The organism is Chiayiivirga flava (assembly GCF_014202825.1).
Taxonomy (GTDB): Bacteria; Pseudomonadota; Gammaproteobacteria; order Xanthomonadales; family Xanthomonadaceae; genus Chiayiivirga; species Chiayiivirga flava.
In genome coordinates this window covers 718,276-735,137 of sequence record NZ_JACHHP010000001.1, presented here as the reverse complement: position 1 = coordinate 735,137, position 16,862 = coordinate 718,276, and the positions used below count along the sequence as shown (strand labels likewise).

Annotated in this window: 11 protein-coding genes and 1 tRNA gene; 8 read left to right on the top strand and 4 right to left on the bottom strand. The window is 69.7% G+C overall.

The annotated features are described in order from the left end of the window. The first annotated feature begins 21 nt into the window (after window positions 1–21). The 5 genes from gltX (at window position 22) to HNQ52_RS03040 (ending at window position 6,312) form a co-directional block, all read left to right on the top strand. Window positions 22–1,416 carry a glutamate--tRNA ligase gene (gene gltX / locus HNQ52_RS03060; protein WP_183959607.1) on the top strand — a complete coding sequence of 465 codons (1,395 nt, stop codon included), beginning with the start codon at window positions 22–24 and terminating at the stop codon, window positions 1,414–1,416. A gap of 289 nt (window positions 1,417–1,705) precedes the next feature. Further along, a complete protein-coding gene (locus HNQ52_RS03055; protein ID WP_183959606.1) occupies window positions 1,706–2,200 on the top strand; it encodes a Fur family transcriptional regulator in 495 nt (164 codons plus the stop codon). After that, a complete protein-coding gene (locus HNQ52_RS03050) occupies window positions 2,190–3,551 on the top strand; it encodes a succinylglutamate desuccinylase/aspartoacylase family protein (RefSeq protein WP_183959605.1) in 1,362 nt (453 codons plus the stop codon). Before HNQ52_RS03055 ends, HNQ52_RS03050 begins: the two co-directional genes overlap by 11 nt. Window positions 3,552–3,647: 96 nt before the next feature. Next, window positions 3,648–6,107 (top strand): protein kinase domain-containing protein, encoded by a 2,460-nt coding sequence (locus HNQ52_RS03045; protein WP_183959604.1) that lies wholly within the window; start codon window positions 3,648–3,650, stop codon window positions 6,105–6,107. A gap of 128 nt (window positions 6,108–6,235) precedes the next feature. Continuing rightward, window positions 6,236–6,312: transfer RNA gene (locus tag HNQ52_RS03040), tRNA-Pro, on the top strand. 137 nt (window positions 6,313–6,449) lie between these two features. On the opposite strand, the gene HNQ52_RS03035 is transcribed toward HNQ52_RS03040, so the two are convergent. Continuing rightward, window positions 6,450–6,683, bottom strand: coding sequence for a PspC domain-containing protein (locus HNQ52_RS03035; protein ID WP_221281886.1), 234 nt, complete (start codon window positions 6,681–6,683; stop codon window positions 6,450–6,452). A gap of 117 nt (window positions 6,684–6,800) precedes the next feature. Here HNQ52_RS03035 and pip point away from each other — a divergent pair, with 117 nt between their 5' ends. The 3 genes from pip (at window position 6,801) to HNQ52_RS03020 (ending at window position 12,270) form a co-directional block, all read left to right on the top strand. Then, on the top strand, window positions 6,801–7,760 hold the full coding sequence (gene pip / locus HNQ52_RS03030; protein WP_183959603.1) for a prolyl aminopeptidase: 960 nt from the start codon (window positions 6,801–6,803) through the stop codon (window positions 7,758–7,760). 69 nt (window positions 7,761–7,829) lie between these two features. Continuing rightward, a complete protein-coding gene (locus HNQ52_RS03025; RefSeq protein ID WP_183959602.1) occupies window positions 7,830–9,935 on the top strand; it encodes a DUF3857 domain-containing protein in 2,106 nt (701 codons plus the stop codon). Further along, window positions 9,925–12,270, top strand: coding sequence for a hypothetical protein (locus tag HNQ52_RS03020; protein ID WP_183959601.1), 2,346 nt, complete (start codon window positions 9,925–9,927; stop codon window positions 12,268–12,270). The genes HNQ52_RS03025 and HNQ52_RS03020 overlap by 11 nt, the downstream gene beginning before the upstream one ends. Here the strand turns inward: HNQ52_RS03020 and HNQ52_RS03015 are convergent. The 3 genes from HNQ52_RS03015 to uvrA all read right to left on the bottom strand — a co-directional run bounded on the left by HNQ52_RS03015 (window position 12,246) and on the right by uvrA (window position 16,538). After that, window positions 12,246–13,130 carry a hypothetical protein gene (locus HNQ52_RS03015; RefSeq protein WP_183959600.1) on the bottom strand — a complete coding sequence of 295 codons (885 nt, stop codon included), beginning with the start codon at window positions 13,128–13,130 and terminating at the stop codon, window positions 12,246–12,248. The genes HNQ52_RS03020 and HNQ52_RS03015 overlap by 25 nt on opposite strands. Window positions 13,131–13,248: 118 nt before the next feature. Next, window positions 13,249–13,668 (bottom strand): thioesterase family protein, encoded by a 420-nt coding sequence (locus HNQ52_RS03010; RefSeq protein ID WP_183959599.1) that lies wholly within the window; start codon window positions 13,666–13,668, stop codon window positions 13,249–13,251. Beyond that, complete coding sequence (gene uvrA / locus HNQ52_RS03005) at window positions 13,665–16,538, bottom strand: excinuclease ABC subunit UvrA (protein WP_183959598.1); 2,874 nt, start codon at window positions 16,536–16,538, stop codon at window positions 13,665–13,667. Before uvrA ends, HNQ52_RS03010 begins: the two co-directional genes overlap by 4 nt. Window positions 16,539–16,862: the final 324 nt, after the last annotated feature.

Below are 16,862 nucleotides of genomic sequence, written 5' to 3'. Positions count from 1 at the left end.
TTTCATGCCGACGATGCCTTCATGACCTGCCGCACCCGTTTCGCCCCCAGTCCCACCGGTTTCCTGCACATCGGGGGCGCACGCACCGCGCTCTACTGCTGGCTGGAGGCACGTCGCCGCGGCGGCGAGTTCATCCTGCGCATCGAGGACACGGACCGCGAACGCTCCACCCAGGAGGCGGTCGATGCCATTCTCGCCGGCATGCAGTGGCTCGGACTCGACCACGACGAAGGCCCGTTCTTCCAGACGCTGCGCATGGAGCGCTATCGCGCGGTGGCCGAAGACCTGGTCAAGGCGGGCAAGGCTTACTACGCCTACGAAACCAAGGCGGAGATCGAAGCCATGCGCGAGGCCGCGATGGCCGCCGGCACCAAGCCGCGCTACAACGGCTTCTACCGCGAGAGGAACGAGCCCCGGCGCGACGATCCGAACCGCGTCATCCGTTTCAAGAACCCGGTCGGCGGCAGCGTGGTGTTCGAGGACAAGGTACGCGGCCGCATCGAGTGGAGCAACGACGAGCTCGACGATCTCGTCATCTGGCGCTCCGACGACTATCCGACCTACAACTTCGCGGTTGTTGTCGACGACATCGACATGAAGATCACCGATGTCATCCGCGGCGACGACCACATCAACAACACGCCGCGGCAGATCAACATCTACCGTGCTCTCGGCGCCGAGCCGCCGACCTTTGCGCATCTGCCGATGATCCACGGCGCCGACGGCGCCAAGCTCAGCAAGCGCCACGGCGCCGTCAGCGTGATGCAGTACCGCGACGACGGCTACCTGCCGCACGCGCTGCTGAACTACATCGTGCGGCTGGGCTGGTCGCACGGCGACCAGGAAATCTTCTCGCGCGAGCAGATGATCGAACTGTTCCGTGTGGACGACGTCAACAAGGCGGCGTCGCGCTTCGACTTCGAGAAGCTGGCCTGGCTCAACCAGCACTACCTCAAGACCGACGATCCGCTGGAGCTTGCCACCCACTTCGTCTGGCACCTGCGCGCGGCCGGCATCGACCCCGAACACGGGCCCGAGCCGGCGGACGTGATCGTGGCGCTGCGCGATCGGGTGAAGACGCTCAAGGAAATGGCCGAGCGCGCGAAGGTCTGGTACGTGGGCATCGAGACATGGGACGACGCCGCGGTCGCGAAGCATCTGAAGCCTGCGGGCGACGTGCTGCGCGCCGTGCGCGGCACGCTCGATGCCGTCGACGCATGGTCGGTGGAGGCGGTGCATGCGGCGTTGCAGGCCACGGCAGACACGCTGGGCGTGGGCATCGGCAAGGTCGCGCAACCGCTGCGCGTGGCGATGACGGGCACGCAGGTGTCGCCCTCGATCGACCACACGGTGTATCTGTGCGGGCACGATGGTGCCATCGCGCGCATCGATGCCGCCTTGCAGAAGATTGCCTGATCTTCCTTCTCCCCGCGGGAGAAGGTGCCCGGAGGGCGGATGAGGGCGCCACGTTCGGTATCTCCGAGGTTTGTCGGAAGATCGATCGTCTTGCTGCATCCCAAGCTCGCATCGATGATCGTTCAAGGCCAGCCCGCACCGGCTCGCCCTCATCCGCCTGCCGGCACCTTCTCCCGCGGGGAGAAGGATTGCTTCGGTGCGCGGCGTCGGCGAATCCTGCCGCACTCGCGCCTGAACTGCCGCAACCCGCGCCGGGCTTGGCTTCCGGGCCGGATGCTATGATCCCGCGATGAGCGACAGCCACGCCCACGCGCAGCCCTGCGCCAATCCCGACCACCACGTCCACGATCTTCCCGACTTCCTGCGCGAAGTGGCCGACGTGTGCGCCGAGCGCGGCCTGCGCCTGACGCCGCTGCGCGAGAAGGTGCTGCGCCTCGTGGCCGAGTCCGGCCGTCCGGTCAAGGCTTACGACCTGCTCGATCGCATCCACGACGACAAGGGCACGGCCGCGCCGCCCACGGTCTACCGCGCGCTGGACTTCCTGCTGGAAAACGGCTTCATCCACAAGCTCGAATCGATCAATGCCTTCGTCGGCTGCCATCAGCCGCGGGTGCAGCATTCGGTGCCGTTCCTGCTGTGCGACGGTTGCCACACGGCGGTGGAACTGGAGGACGAACGCGTCACCACGCTGCTCAACGAGCAGGCACGCGCACTCGGATTCCGGCCGCAGGCGCAGACGCTGGAAGTGCACGGCCTGTGCGCAAAATGCAGCGATGATCGCTGAGCGCAGTCGACTCGCCCCGATCCTCCTGCTGTTCTTCGCCGCCGCCGTCGCGGCGCAGGACTTTCCGCCCGACCAGCAGCCGCCGCAGCCGGCGGAGGTGCCGCAGGCCGCGGACCCCGCGCCCGCACCGCGCCCGCGCCGCCCGGCGCCGCCGCCCGCGCCGCCGCCGCTGAGCATTCCGCCGTGGCCGGTGGAGTCGGTGGGTCCGCCGATCCTGCTGGCGGCCGGCGATCCGGCCTCGGACGCCTTCATCGGCCCGCCGCTGGTGCCGCCGTTCCGCATCCTCGACAGCGAAGTGCTGCCCGGTGCCAGTGCCCGTCTCGAGTGGAACGCCAGCCAGAGCTTTTCCGGCGGCGAGGTGGTGAGTCCGGTGGTCGTGGTGCACGGCCTGCGTCCGGGGCCGGTGCTCTGCCTGACCGCCGGCGTGCACGGCGACGAGCTCAACGGCGTGGAGATCGTCCGGCGCATCACCAACGAGGTCGATCCCAAGCAGCTGGGCGGCACCATCGTTGCCGTGCCCATCGTCAACCTGTTCGGTTTCAGCCGCAATTCGCGCTATCTGCCCGACCGGCGCGATCTCAACCGCTACTTTCCGGGATCGCGTTACGGCAGCATCGCCTCGCGCATCGCGTCGAGCTTTTTCGAGAACGTGGTGCGCCACTGCGATTCGCTGGTCGATTTCCACACCGGCTCGTTCGACCGCAGCAACCTGCCGCAGGTGCGTGCCGATCTCGCGCGCCCGCAGGTGCAGGAATTCACCCGCGGCTTCGGTGCCACCACCGTGCTGCATTCGCCCGGCACGCGCGGCATGTTGCGCACCGCGGCCACGCTGTCCGGCGTGCCTTCGGTCACGTTCGAGGTCGGCGGCCCCGGCGAGCTGCAGCCCGTGGAGATCGCGCACGGCGTGCAGGCCATCCACACGCTGCTGCACAAGCTCGGCATGTCGCGCAATCTGCCGGTGTGGAGCGAGCCGCAGCCGTACTACTACGAGTCCTCGTGGGTGCGCTCGGATGCCGGCGGTGTGCTGCTGAGCGAGGTGACGCTCGGCCAGCGCGTGGAGCGCGGGGAACTGCTCGGCAAGGTCATCGACCCGATCCACAATCTCGAACGCGAGCTGCGCTCGCCCGTGGTGGGGCGCGTCATCGGGATGGCACGCAACCAGGTGGTGCTGCCCGGATTCGCCGCGTATCACGTGGGCGAGGAAACCAGCGCGAGCGATGCGATGCACAAGGCCGAGGCCGGCCAGACGCCTGCGCCGCCGGTGGAGGAGGATGCGCCGCCGGACGAGGAGCACGCGCCGGGGGACGAGTTGCTGCCGCCCGATCCGGAAGACGAGTTCGAGGCCGACTGACCGCTCCGGCGGCCGTGGCGCGCCGGGCCGCGCTTGAATGTATCCTCTGCATCGTTATTGCCCCGGGCCGTCGCCCGGGCCACTCGGACAGGGCGCGTGATCGAAATACCGGGATACCGTCTCCTGCAGACGCTGGGCCGCGGCGGCATGGCCACCGTCTACCTCGCACTGCAGGAATCGGTCCAGCGCGAAGTGGCGCTGAAAGTGATGTCGACGACGTTGCTCGGCGATGCGCAGTTCGGCGAACGCTTTTTGCGCGAGGCGCGCATCGCGGCCAAGCTGCGCCATCCCAACGTGGTGCAGGTGCACGATGTCGGCATTGCCGGCGAGCATCACTACATCGCGATGGAATACCTGCCCGGCGGACCGGTGCTGGGGCGCAGCGGCATCCCGCGCGAACCCGCCTTCGCGCTGCGCGTCACGCGCGAGATCGCGAGCGCGCTGAACTACGCCGGCGCGCGCGGCATCGTGCACCGCGACATCAAGCCCGACAACATCCTGCTGCGCGAGGACGGCGTCGCGGCGCTCACCGATTTCGGCATCGCGCGCGCCTCCGACAACAGCCGCATGACGCGCACCGGCGCCATCATCGGCACGCCGCACTATATGAGCCCGGAGCAGGCGCGCGGCCTGCCGCTCGACGGCCGCGCCGATCTGTACAGCCTCGGCATCGTGCTGCACGAGCTGCTGGTGGGGAAGGTGCCGTACCAGGCCGACGATTCGCTTGCGGTCGGCATCATGCACATCACCGCGCCGCTGCCGCGCCTGCCCGAGCATCTGGCGGAGCTGCAGCCGCTGCTCGACCGCATGCTGGCGAAGGAACCGGCGCAGCGCTTCCAGTCCGGCGAGGAGGTCTGCAGTGCGATCGAGGCGATCGAACACCGCCCGCAGGCCCATCCCACGCGCACCCAGGTGCTGCCGCGCGTCGACACGCCACCGCTGCTGCCCGCCGGCATGCGTCGCAGCGACGGCGATGCCGACCACGAACCGCAGCTCGGCCGCATCGACGACGTGCTGCGCACACCCGCACCGCGCTGGCGTACGCATGCGAAGCAGGCGCCACGCCGCCGCACATGGCTGTGGGGCACGCTGGCGCTGCTCGCGGTGCTGGGCGCGACCACCTTCGTCTTCCAGGACCGTCTGCGCGACCTGCTGCCGCAGACCCGCATGAACGCGCTGCTGGAACGGGCCGATGCGGCGCTTGCGCAGAACATCCTCACGCGCGCGGATGGGCAGGGCGCGAGCGAGCTCTACCGCGCCGCCGCGGCGCTCGATCCGGACAGCCAGCCGGCGCGCGACGGCCTGCGCCGCGTCGGCGAACGTTTTGTGCTGCAGGCGCGCGCCGCGCTCGACGCCGGCGACGTGGCGGCAGCGCGCGCCGCGCTGCAGCAGGCACGCGCGCTCGCGACGCCGAGCGGCCTGCTCGATCCGATCGAGGCGCAACTGCGCAGCCGCGAGACCGCGGATGTGGAAATCGGCGGCCTGCTCGATGCCGCACGCGCCGCATTGCAGACCGGCACCCTCGACGGCGAGGACGGCGCCATCGCGCTGTTCCGCCGCGTGCTGCAGGCCGACGCGGGCAACGCGCTCGCCAATGTCGGCCTGCGCGACGCGCTGAGCGCGGCGCTGGCGCGCGCGAATGCGGCCATCGACAGCGGCCAGTTCGACAGCGCGGCGCAGCAGATCGACGCCGTCGCCGCGCTCGACCCCGCCCACCTGGGTCTGCCCGATGCGCTCGCGCGTCTGGCCCAGGCGCGCGAGCGGCGCGCCGCGGCGATCGACGACCGGCTGGCCGAGGCCGAGCGCCTGTTGCGCGAGGGCCAGTTGCTGTCGCCGCCGCAGGCCAATGCGGTGCGCGCGTTCCGCGACGTGCTGGCAAGCGATCCCGGCAACCGCCGCGCACAGGACGGGCTGCGCGACGTGGCGACCGCACTGATCGCGCAGGCACAGCGGCGCATGGCCGACTTCGAGTTCGAGCCGGCCACGGCCCTGCTCGACCAGGCCGGCGAGGTGTCCTCCGACGCACCGGGCCTGGCCGCCGCACGCGCACGTCTGCGCGACCTGGAGCGCAAGCGCGACGCCGCCGCCTTGCCCGACCCCGCGGCACCCGCCACCGCCGCGCAGATCGCGACCCTGCTCGGGCAGGCCGAAGCCGCCGCCGCGGCCGGCCGCGTGCTGATGCCGCCGGGCGAAAACGCCTACGACTCCTACCGCGCCGTGCTCACCCTGCAGCCGGACAATGCCGCCGCGCGCGCGGGCCTGGCGCAGTTGCCGGTGCTGGTGCGCAAGCGCTTCGAGGAGGCGCTGGGCGCAAACCGCCTCGACAGCGCGCGCAACGCGCTCGACACGATGGCCACCATCGCGCCTGCCGACACCGAGCTGCCGTCCATGCGCCGGCGTCTCGCGCGCAGCTTCCTCGGCCAAGCCGCCGAACGCCTCGGCGCGGGCGAGATCGCGCGCGCCAGCACGGCCATCGACCAGGCACGCGAGCTCGACCCGACCAGCCCGGAACTGCCGGCGCTGCAGGCACGGCTGGAGCAGGCGAACGGCGGCTGAGCACCGGTCCGCGGGACGGGTGCAGACGCCGCGTCCCGGCGTCGTCCCGGGCCGGTTCCCGTGCCGGCGCCAAGTGGCGTATACTTCGCGGCTCGCTTGCGGCCCTGCGCCGCCAATCGGTCCAACGTCGGGGCGTAGCGCAGTCTGGTAGCGCATCTGCCTGGGGGGCAGAGGGTCGTCGGTTCAAATCCGGCCGTCCCGACCATCGGATCGAATCGCCCGCGCTGCGGGCAGCTGCACCATCATGTCCACGATCGCGCGCGTCCGGCTCGACAGGTCCCGGTTCGACAGCGCCTGGTTCGTTGAATCGCGTCTGCTGCCGCGGCGCCCGCGCGATATGCGTCATTGCACCCGATAATCGTCGAGGCGGAATCTGCGTTGGCGATCCGGCGGCGGCATCGCGAGGGCAAGTACGACGTACACGAGCATGCCGGGGAACGCCGCCGAAAGCACCGACACCAGCACGTACACCACGCGCACGTGTGCGGCCGGCCAGCCGATGTACTCCGCGATGCCGCCGCAGACGCCTGCCAGCATGCGGTTTTTCGATTTCTTCAGGCGCCTGTCGTGGTTCAAGCCAGCCTCCAGGCGGATGCGTTCGCGGTCGAACGCACAGTTTCCGCCACAATCGCCGGTTCTGCACGGCCGCACGGAGCCGCTAGACTTCCCGCAGTCTTTTCCGCCGGAACCGCCATGCGCACCCTGTATCCCGAGATCGAACCGTTCGACAGCGGCACGCTGAAAGTGTCGGAGCGGCACACGCTGCACTACGAGCAGTGCGGCAATCCGGACGGCAAGCCGGTGGTGCTGCTGCACGGCGGGCCGGGCGCGGGTTGCAGTCCGAAGATGCGGCGTTTCCACGATCCGGCGAAGTACCGCATCGTGCTGTTCGACCAGCGCGGCAGCGGGCGTTCGACGCCGCATGCGGACCTGGTCGACAACACCACGTGGGATCTGGTCGCCGACATCGAGGCGTTGCGCCGGCATCTTTCGATTCCGCGCTGGCAGGCGTTCGGCGGCTCGTGGGGGTCCACGCTGGCGCTCGCCTACGCGCAGACGCATCCCGAGTCGGTCACCGAGCTCGTGCTGCGCGGCATTTTCATGCTGCGGCGCTGGGAGCTGGAGTGGTTCTACCAGAACGGCGCGCATCGGCTGTTTCCGGACGCGTGGGAGCAGTACCTCAGGCCGATCCCGGAGGTGGAGCGTGCCGACCTGATCTCCGCGTTCCACCGCCGTCTCACCTCCGACGATGCCGGCGTTCGCCTCGACGCGGCGCGGGCATGGTCGGTGTGGGAAGCCTCGACCAGTTTCCTGCGGCAGGATCCGGGCTTCGTCGATGCGCACAAGGCCGATGCGTTCGCGCTCGCCTTCGCGCGCATCGAGTGCCACTACTTCGTCAACGGGGGGTTCTTCGAGGTCGAAGACCAGCTGCTGCGCGACGTGGCGAAGATCCGCGCCATCCCCGGCACCATCGTGCACGGCCGCTACGACGTGGTCTGTCCGATCCAGAACGCGTGGGACCTGCACGCGGCCTGGCCCGAATCGCGGCTGGTGATCTGCCCGGCCTCGGGCCATTCCGCATTCGAGGCGGAGATCACCGACGCGCTGGTGGCGGCCACGGACGCCTACGCGCGCGGCGCGGGCAGCGCATAGTTCCCGCGGTTGCCGCGGTACCGCGCGCATCGTATGGTCGCGGATGCAGGGAACGGGGATCGGGTCGGGATGCGTACGCGACAGCGGCAGGGATGGGCGGCGGTCATAGTCTGGCTGGCGTTGGTGGGGATCGGCGTCGGTGTCGGCGGCGCACACGGCGCCGAGCCGGTGCGTGAGGTCCGTTCGGGCGACTACGTGTTCTCGGTGGCGCCGCCACCGGCCTTCGTCGAGCCGCTCGATATCGCCTCGGCCTGGGACGAACCGGGCGAAACGGCCCCGTTTGCGGCCGACGCGCGCTGGCGGCTCTGGCTGGCCGACACCCAGGTCGACCGCCGCCACGGCGGGCGCGTGCGGTATGTCGATTACGCCTATGAAGCAGTGTCGCAGGAACTGGTCGGCGAAGCGGCGAAGGTGCAGATCGATTTCAGTCCCGAGTTCGAGCAGCTGACGCTGCATGCGGTGGAGCTGCGCCGCGAGGGGCGCTGGTCGAACCGGCTCGTGCCCGAGCGCGTCACGCTGGCACGCCGCGAGGCAGAGTTCGAGCGCGACATGGCCACCGGCACCGTCACCGCGTTGCTGGTGCTCGACGACGTGCGTGCCGGCGATGTGGTGCGCATGCGTTACAGCGTCACGGGCGCGAATCCGATCCTGGCCGGCCAGATCGACGAATACGCCGGCTTCGGCTGGACCCAGCCGCAGTTGCACCGCCGGCTGCGGGTGCTGTTTGCGCCCGGCACGCAGATCGCCGAGCAGCGGCACGCGGGTGTACCGGTACGGCGCGAGGTGACCCGGCCGGATGCGGTCGAAGTCGTGTACGAACAGAAGCGCATCGCGGCATTTCGCGACGAAGGCATCTATCCGCGCTGGTACGAGCCGATACCCGGGGTCACGGTCGGGCAGCGTCGCAGCTGGTCCGAGGTCGCGACCTGGGCCGGCACGCTCTATCCACCGCCCGCCGCGCTCTCCGCCGGGTTGCGCGAGCGCCTGTCCGCGTGGCGCGCGCTGCCCGACGACGAGGCTCGGCTCGCCGCCGCCTTGCGCGCGGTGCAGGAAGAGGTGCGCTACTTCGGCGTCGAGATCGGCGAGAGCACGCATCGTCCGGCGGAGCCCGCCGTGGTGTGGGAGCGACGCTACGGCGACTGCAAGGACAAGGTGCGCCTGCTGGTGACCGTGCTCGGCGAACTGGGCATCGCGGCGCAGCCCGCGCTCGTGTCCGCGCAGCGCGGCCGCGGCGTCGCCGACCTGCCGCCGTCCGGCGCCAGCTTCGACCACGTCATCGCGCGCGTGCAGCTGGGCGACAGCGTGCTGTGGCTCGATCCGACTGCCACACAGCAGCGCGGATCGCCGCGCGAGCTCGCGGTGGGCGATTTCGGCCTCGCGCTGCCGGTGATGGCCGGCAGCGACAGGCTGGTGCCGGTGACGCGTCCGGCCGCGGCGGTGGACGCCGTCCGCGCGCTGACCACCTTCGTCGTCGAAGGCGATGCGGTGTTGATGAGTGTGGACACCGAGTACCGCGGCGCGGCGGCCGAGCGTCAGCGGCTGTCGCTGGTCACGCGCGGTCGGGAGGCGCTGGATCGCCAGTATGCGGACCACTATCGGCGCGTCTTCGGCGAGCTCGATGTGGTGGAGCCGCTCGCCCTCGACGACGTTGCCGTCGAGAACATGGTGCGCGCGCGCGAGCGCTATCGCCTTACGGCGCCGTGGGCCGAGGCCGGCCCGGGGCAACGCCTGCTCGACGTTCCGATCGACCACATCGGCGGCGAAACCATGCTGCCGGCGGTGCTGGAACGCACCGCGCCGCTGCCGCTGAATCATCCGGTACGGATCGAGCAGACCACGCGCATCGAGCTGCCCGCGGGCTGGCGCTGGATCGGGCGCGCCGACGACGAGACGTTCGAAGACCAAGCGCTGCATTTCACCACCGCCACCCGCCAGGCCAGCGACGGAGCCATCGTCGTGGAGCGCAGTCTGCGCAGCACTGCCGATGCCGTGCCGGTGGAGATGCTGCGCGACCACTTCCGTCTGCGTCGTTCGATCAACGACAGCCTGTCGCAGCGGATCGTGCTCGCGCTGCCGGCGGAAGAGGCGACGCGGCAGCGCGACCGCCGCCTCAACGGGCTGATGCGCGATCTCATGGACGAGAAGGCACGCAAGGGGCGCCACGGTGCGCAATGAAACGATGTGGGGACGCCTTGCGCTTGCATGGTTCGCATGCGCCGTTGCCGCACCGCCGCTGTCGGCGCAGGCGCTGGCCCCGTTCCGCGACCCGGCCCTTGAAGGCCCGGCGGCCGTATGGGAGCACGTGCTCGCGCACGGCGACCCGGCGCGCATCTACGAAAGCTACGGCGTCATCGGCGACCTGACCGACGACGACGGCGACCCGGATGCGGCGCGCTGCACGCAGCACGCAGCGGCACTGGACACGGCGTTGCGCGACAACCCCGTGGGTCTCACACACTGGTGGCTGGCGTACCGATGCGCCGAGCTGGCGGGCGACGCGACCCTGGCCGAGGCTCGCATGGAGTCGCTCGGCGTGCTGTTGCGTCATGCGGTGAACAGCACTCCGCCCGACCACGGCATGACGCCGATCCGCATCGTGCTGGAAAACGACATCGACGGCATGTTGCACGCCTCCGGCTGGACCTTGCTGTATGCCTACTACGACGTCTTCAACTTGCCGCGCGAGATGCCGCTGCGGGTGGCGTTGTGGGACGAAGACGCCGGCCGCGAACGCCACCTGAGCTTCGATGCGCTCGATACCCTGGTCCGGCTGCAACGCGACGAGCCGCTGTCGGCCTATCCGAACTTCCGCACGGTGCTCGGGCTGAGTCTGCTGCGTGGCATGGCCGAGGAGGCGCCGGACTCGCCCGCCGCCCAGGCGCTCGCCCAGCGAGAGGCGCTGTCGCGACCGCGCCCGGAGGATCGCCTGCGCGAGGCTGCGCGCCTGGCCGATGCCGGGAACAGCAGCGCGGTGATCAGTTACGCCCGCACCTGCATCCTGCTGCCGGAATACGCGCCTTGCGCCGAGCACGCGATCGATGCATTGCTGCCGCTGGCCGAGGCGCGCTTCGCCGAACCCCTGCTGCTGCTGGCGTACGCGCACTGGGAAGGGGTCGGGGTGAAGCGCGACAAGACCGCGGCGAAAACGATGTTCAGTGCTGCGGACGAGCGCCTTGGCGGAGCGGCAAGCGTGCTTCTGGCAGGCCTGGTGTGCGGCACGCGGGGCCACGAGGACTGCATTCCCGACTTCGCGCGCAAGGCGTTCCGTGCCCAGGTCGATGCCGGCGATCCACTCGCCGAAGCGATGTGGGTCCAGCTGCGCGTTGCGCGGGTCGGTCTGTTCCGGCTCAAGAAGGCCGAAGAAGCCATGCTGCGTCACGCCGCCGACAACGGCATCGTCGTCGCGCAGCGTTCGCTCGGCGTGCTGCTGTGGCATCGCGGCGACACCGATGAGGCATTGCAGTGGTTCGAGCAGGCGTCGCTGCGCGATGCGCACACGGCCAATCTGCTGGCGCGCCGGTACCAGATCGGCAACGGCGTGCGCCTCGACCTTGCGCGTGCCGAAGCGCTGCATGCGCGCGCGGCAACGCTGGGTAATGCCGATTCCATGTACTGGCTCGGCAAGCGCGAGCGCAAGCGACTGGCATTGCCCGTGGCGCAGCAGCCTCCCTGGCTCGAATCGCACTGGTGGACGGCGGAGCGCCTGCGCGCTGCGGCGGTGCGCGCCTCGGCGCAGTCCTGGTTCCAGAGCGGGCTCATGCGCAGCCACATCGCGTCGGGACTGTCGCTGGCGCAGTTGTTCATCGAAGGCGGCGAGGGCATCGACGGGACACCCGAGATGGCCGAGGCCTTGCTCGAAGAACTGTCCGCCCGCGGTTCGGTGGCGTCCCGGCGGGAGCTGGCGCGCCTGCGCCACGTCGACGGCGGCAGTGCCGCGGACATCGCCGAGGCCCGGCGTCTGCTCGCGGCGGATGCGCAGATCGGCAAGGTGCCGTCGCAGCGCCTGTTCGGCCAGGCACTGCTGGCCGCGCGCGACGACGCGACGTCCGCGCGCGAGGGACGCGAATGGCTGCGCAGGGCTGCGGACGCGGGTGATGCCGAGGCCGCGGATGCACTCGCCACGGCGCTGGCCGCCGGTCGCGGCGGCGCGGCCGATCCGCAGGCCGCGCGGGCGCTGTGGGCGGCATGGTCGTCGCGCAGCCTGATCGCGTTGAACAATCTTGCCTGGTTGTTGTGCACCTCGGCGGATGCGACGGTGTTCGATCCGTCCGCGGGCAACGCTGCCGCCGAACGTCTGCGCCGGCAGGCCACCGCGCCGGCATGGATGGACACCGTGGCCGCGTGCGCGGCGGCGGCCGGGCGTTTCGACGAGGCACAGCGGCTGCAGGCGCAGGTGGTGGCGGACTACGCCGCTGATCCGGCCATGAAGCTCGCTCGCCTGGACGCGATGCGCGCGCGTCTTGCGTTGTATCGCCAGTCGCGGCGCTACGAGGATGCCGTCGTCGACTGAGGGCCGGTAGCGTCCGGCTCGCCCAGTTCCACTTCGTCGTGGCCCAAGTACCGGGTCAAGGCGTCGATCGCCGCGCGCAGCGTCGGCGTCACGTCCGGGGCGTACAGCCGCATGCGGTCGACGCCTTCGGTCCACCCGAACAGCGCCTGGCGCAGCTGGTCCTCGCTGCGCACGCGATGCAGCAGATCGTCGAGCAGGCGCGCGAATTCGCTCGGCGTCGGCGAGGTCGACGCAGCCTCGAACACCGCGCCGAGCGCGGCGAACAGCGGCTGCGCGTCGGGCCCGAGGCCGTATTCCTCCGGCCGGTAGTCGAGAAAGGCGCGCTGTGCGTCGGTCCATACGCGGTAGCTGATGTGCGCGAGCGAGTGGTAGATCGGTTGCTCGGACATGAGCACCAGGAGCAGGTGCCTGCGGTTCGCGAGCACGGTGCCGGCGCTGTGCATCCATTCGCGCGTCGACGCGAACTGGTAGAGGCGGATGTGGTCCTCGAAATCCGCGGCCTGCAGCTGGTCGAGGATCAGGATGGTGCGTGCGCCTTCCGAGTACGCGCAGGCTTCGGTCACGACACGCTCGAACGCGGTGAGTCCGGGCTCGGGCGTCCCGAGGCTGCCATCGTCAAGCAGCACGGGCTGCGGCGCGGGCACGATGTCGTCGCGGCTGAAGTCGTGGTACAGCACGTGCGGATAGTCCAGCGCATGCGCGAGCGCGTTGGCGAACGCGGTCTTGCGTCGCCCGCCGGAGCCGTCGACGTGCAGCACGCGCAGGTGCGGCACGTCCGCATCGAAGAGGCAGCGCAGCGGGAATTCGTAGTCGTCGTTCGATTCGAAGCCGTGGCGGGCGAGGTTGCGGCGCAGGTTCATGCGCGGAGTGTAGCGTGCGGCATGCCGCGCACGAGCGAGCGCCGCGGCGATGTGCGACCTAGCGTTTCGGAGCGGCAGCGTCGCTGCGACGACGTCCCTTGCGTCATTCGGGGGCCGCTCAACCGCACGCGCGCCGCACGACGGCCGGCAAGGCGCTTCCACGCCCGCTCGCACGATCGATCCACACCAGCGTCGTCATGCCGTCGCAATACAGCACGGCCGCGTCCGCGGCCGACACGATCCGGTGCGACAAGGTGAGGCTGCTGCCACCCACGCGTTCGGCGAACAGTTCCACCGCGATCTCGGCCGGCCACGTGATCGGCCGTCGATAGTTGAGCTGCGACGCCGCCAGCACCGGCGCTGCGGCGTCGCTCATCCATTCGCCGTCGAGCGATGCGAGCCAGCGCAGGCGCGCTTCCTCGACGTAGCTCAGGTACTGCGCGTTGTTGACGTGGTCGAAGGCATCGTGGTCGCGCCAGCGCACCGACAGCGGTGCGCGGAACAGCGGCTTCGCGATGACGTGGTCGGTGCCGCTCACGTGGCCCTCTTCTTTTTCACGGCTTTTGCCGGCGGCGTCGCAGGCGCGGCGTCGAGCACCGGACGCAGGAAGCGACCGGTGTGCGAGTCCGGGTGCTCGGCGATGTCCTCCGGCGTACCCTGCGCGATGATGCGGCCACCACGATGTCCGCCGTCGGGGCCGAGGTCGATCACCCAGTCCGCGGTCTTGATCACGTCGAGGTTGTGCTCGATCACCACCACGGTGTTGCCGTCGTCGCGCAGCTTGTGCAGCACGCCGAGCAGCTGTTCGATGTCGTGGAAGTGCAGGCCGGTGGTGGGTTCGTCGAGGATGTAGAGGGTGTTGCCGGTGTCGCGGCGCGACAGCTCCTTCGACAGCTTCACGCGCTGCGCCTCGCCGCCCGAGAGCGTGGTCGCGGGCTGGCCGAGCTTGATGTAGGACAGGCCCACCTGGTTCAGCGTCTCGAGCTTGCGCGCGATGTTCGGCACCGGTTCGAACAGCTTGCACGCGTCCTCGATGGTCATGTCGAGGATATCGTGGATGGTGTGGCCCTTGTAGGTGATCTCGAGCGTTTCGCGGTTGTAGCGCTTGCCGTGGCAGACGTCGCAGGGCACGTACACGTCGGGCAGGAAGTGCATCTCGACCTTGATCAGGCCGTCGCCCTGGCAGGCCTCGCAGCGGCCGCCCTTCACGTTGAAGCTGAAGCGACCCGGCGTGTAGCCGCGTGCACGCGCTTCCGGCACCTGCGCGAAGAGTTCGCGCAGCGGCGTGAAGAGGCCGGTGTACGTGGCCGGATTCGAGCGCGGCGTGCGGCCGATCGGGGATTGATCGATATCGACGACCTTGTCGAACAGGTCCATGCCTTCCACGTCGCGGTACGGCGAGGCCTGTTCGGACGCGCCGTTGAGTTCGGTCGCGGCGATGCGGTACAGCGTGTCGTTGATCAGCGTCGATTTGCCCGAACCCGACACGCCGGTGACCGCGACGAACAGCCCTGCCGGGATCTCGAGATCGACGTTCTGCAGGTTGTTGCCGTGCGCGCCGCGCAGGCGCAGCGTGCGCTCGGGGTCCGGCACGGCGCGCTCGTCGGGCACTCTGATGCCGCGCTTTCCGCACATGTACTGGCCGGTGAGCGAACGATCGATTTTCACGATGTCCGCGAGCGTGCCCTGCGCGACCACTTCCCCGCCGTGCACGCCGGCGCCGGGGCCGATGTCGACCACATGGTCGGCCAGCCGGATCGCATCCTCGTCGTGCTCGACCACGATGACGGTGTTGCCGAGATCGCGCAGCCGGGTCAGCGTGCCGAGCAGGCGTTCGTTGTCGCGCTGGTGCAGGCCGATCGACGGTTCGTCGAGCACGTACATCACGCCGACGAGACCGGCGCCGATCTGCGACGCGAGGCGGATGCGCTGCGCCTCGCCGCCGGACAGCGAATCGGCCTGGCGATCGAGCGTGAGGTAGTCCAGGCCCACGTCGACCAGGAATCTCAGCCGCTCCCGGATTTCCTTGACGATCTTCACCGCGATCTCGCCGCGCCAGCCGGGCAGGCTGAGCTCGCCGAAGAACGCGGCCGCGTCGTCGATCGGCAGCGACGTCAGCGACGAGAGATTGCGCTCGGCCACGAACACGTTGCGCGCCGAACGGTTCAGGCGCTGGCCGCTGCAGTCCGGGCACGGCCGGTTGCTGATGAACTTGGCCAGTTCCTCGCGCACCGTCGGCGATTCGGTGTCCTTGTAGCGCCGTTCGATGTTCGGAAGAATGCCTTCGAAGCGGTGCTTGCGCTGCGTGCGCCCGCCCGATTCGGTGAGGTAGGTGATCGAGATTGCCTCGTTGCCGCTGCCGTAGAGCACGGCTTTCCTGTTGCTCGCCGACAGCGATTCCCACGGCGAATTCACGTCGAACTTGTAATGCCTCGCCAGCGACTGGATCAGCTGGAAGTAGTACGCGTTGCGCCGGTCCCAGCCGCGGATCGCGCCGTTGGACAGGCTGCGCTCGGGATGCACCACCACGCGCGCCGGGTCGAAGAACTGCGTCACGCCCAGGCCATCGCAGCTCGGGCACGCGCCCATCGGCGAGTTGAACGAAAACAGCCGCGGTTCGAGTTCGGGCAGCGAGTAGTCGCACACCGGGCAGCTGAAGCGCGAGGAATACAGTTGTTCCGGCGCCTTGTCGTCGTCCATGTCGACCACGCGCACGAGGCCGTCGCCGAGGCGCAGCGCGGTCTCGAACGATTCGGCGAGGCGCTGCTTGATGTCGTCGCGCGGACGGAAGCGGTCGATCACCGCTTCGATGGTGTGTTTCACGCGCAGTGCGAGCGTCGGCACCGCATCGAGCTCGTGCAGCGTGCCGTCGACGCGCGCACGCACCAGGCCCTGCGCGCGCAGCTGGTCGAACACCTGCGCGTGTTCGCCCTTGCGTTCGCGCACCACGGGCGCGAGCAGCATGTAGCGGTGTTCGGGGTTCAGCGCGAGCGTGGCATCGACCATCTGGCTGACGGTCTGCGCCTCGAGCGAGAGGCCGTGGTCCGGGCACTTGGGCGTGCCGACGCGGGCGTAGAGCAGGCGCAGGTAGTCGTAGATCTCGGTGATCGTGCCGACGGTGGAGCGCGGGTTGTGCGAGGTGGATTTCTGCTCGATCGAGATCGCCGGCGACAGGCCCTCGATGTGGTCGATGTCCGGCTTCTCCATCACCGAGAGGAACTGCCGCGCATACGACGACAGCGACTCGACGTAGCGGCGCTGGCCTTCGGCGTAGATGGTGTCGAAGGCGAGCGACGATTTGCCCGAACCCGACAGCCCCGTGATGACGATGAGCTTGTCGCGCGGCAGGTCGAGGTCGATGTTCTTGAGGTTGTGGGTGCGCGCGCCGCGGATGCGGATCGTGTCCATGCGTGGGGTCTGCGTCTGCGTGGGCGAAACGCCCAGTGTAGTCGGCGTTGTCGCAGGTGCTGCGACAGCGGTGGGGGTGCGAGCGGTGCCGGGGATATGCGGTCGCGCCGATGGATTCCAACCGCGCCGCGATTCCTCCCGACGGAGCTGTTCCTTCTCCCGTCGGGAGAAGGTGCCGAAGGCGGATGAGGGACGGGCATTGCACGTTGCCCGGAAGGCCGGCAATGCCGGACGTCTCCAGCTCGCTGTCCCGCCAATGTCCGGGGATGGCACGCCAGAGCTCTCCCTCATCCGGCTGCCATCCGGCTGTCGCCACCTTCTCCC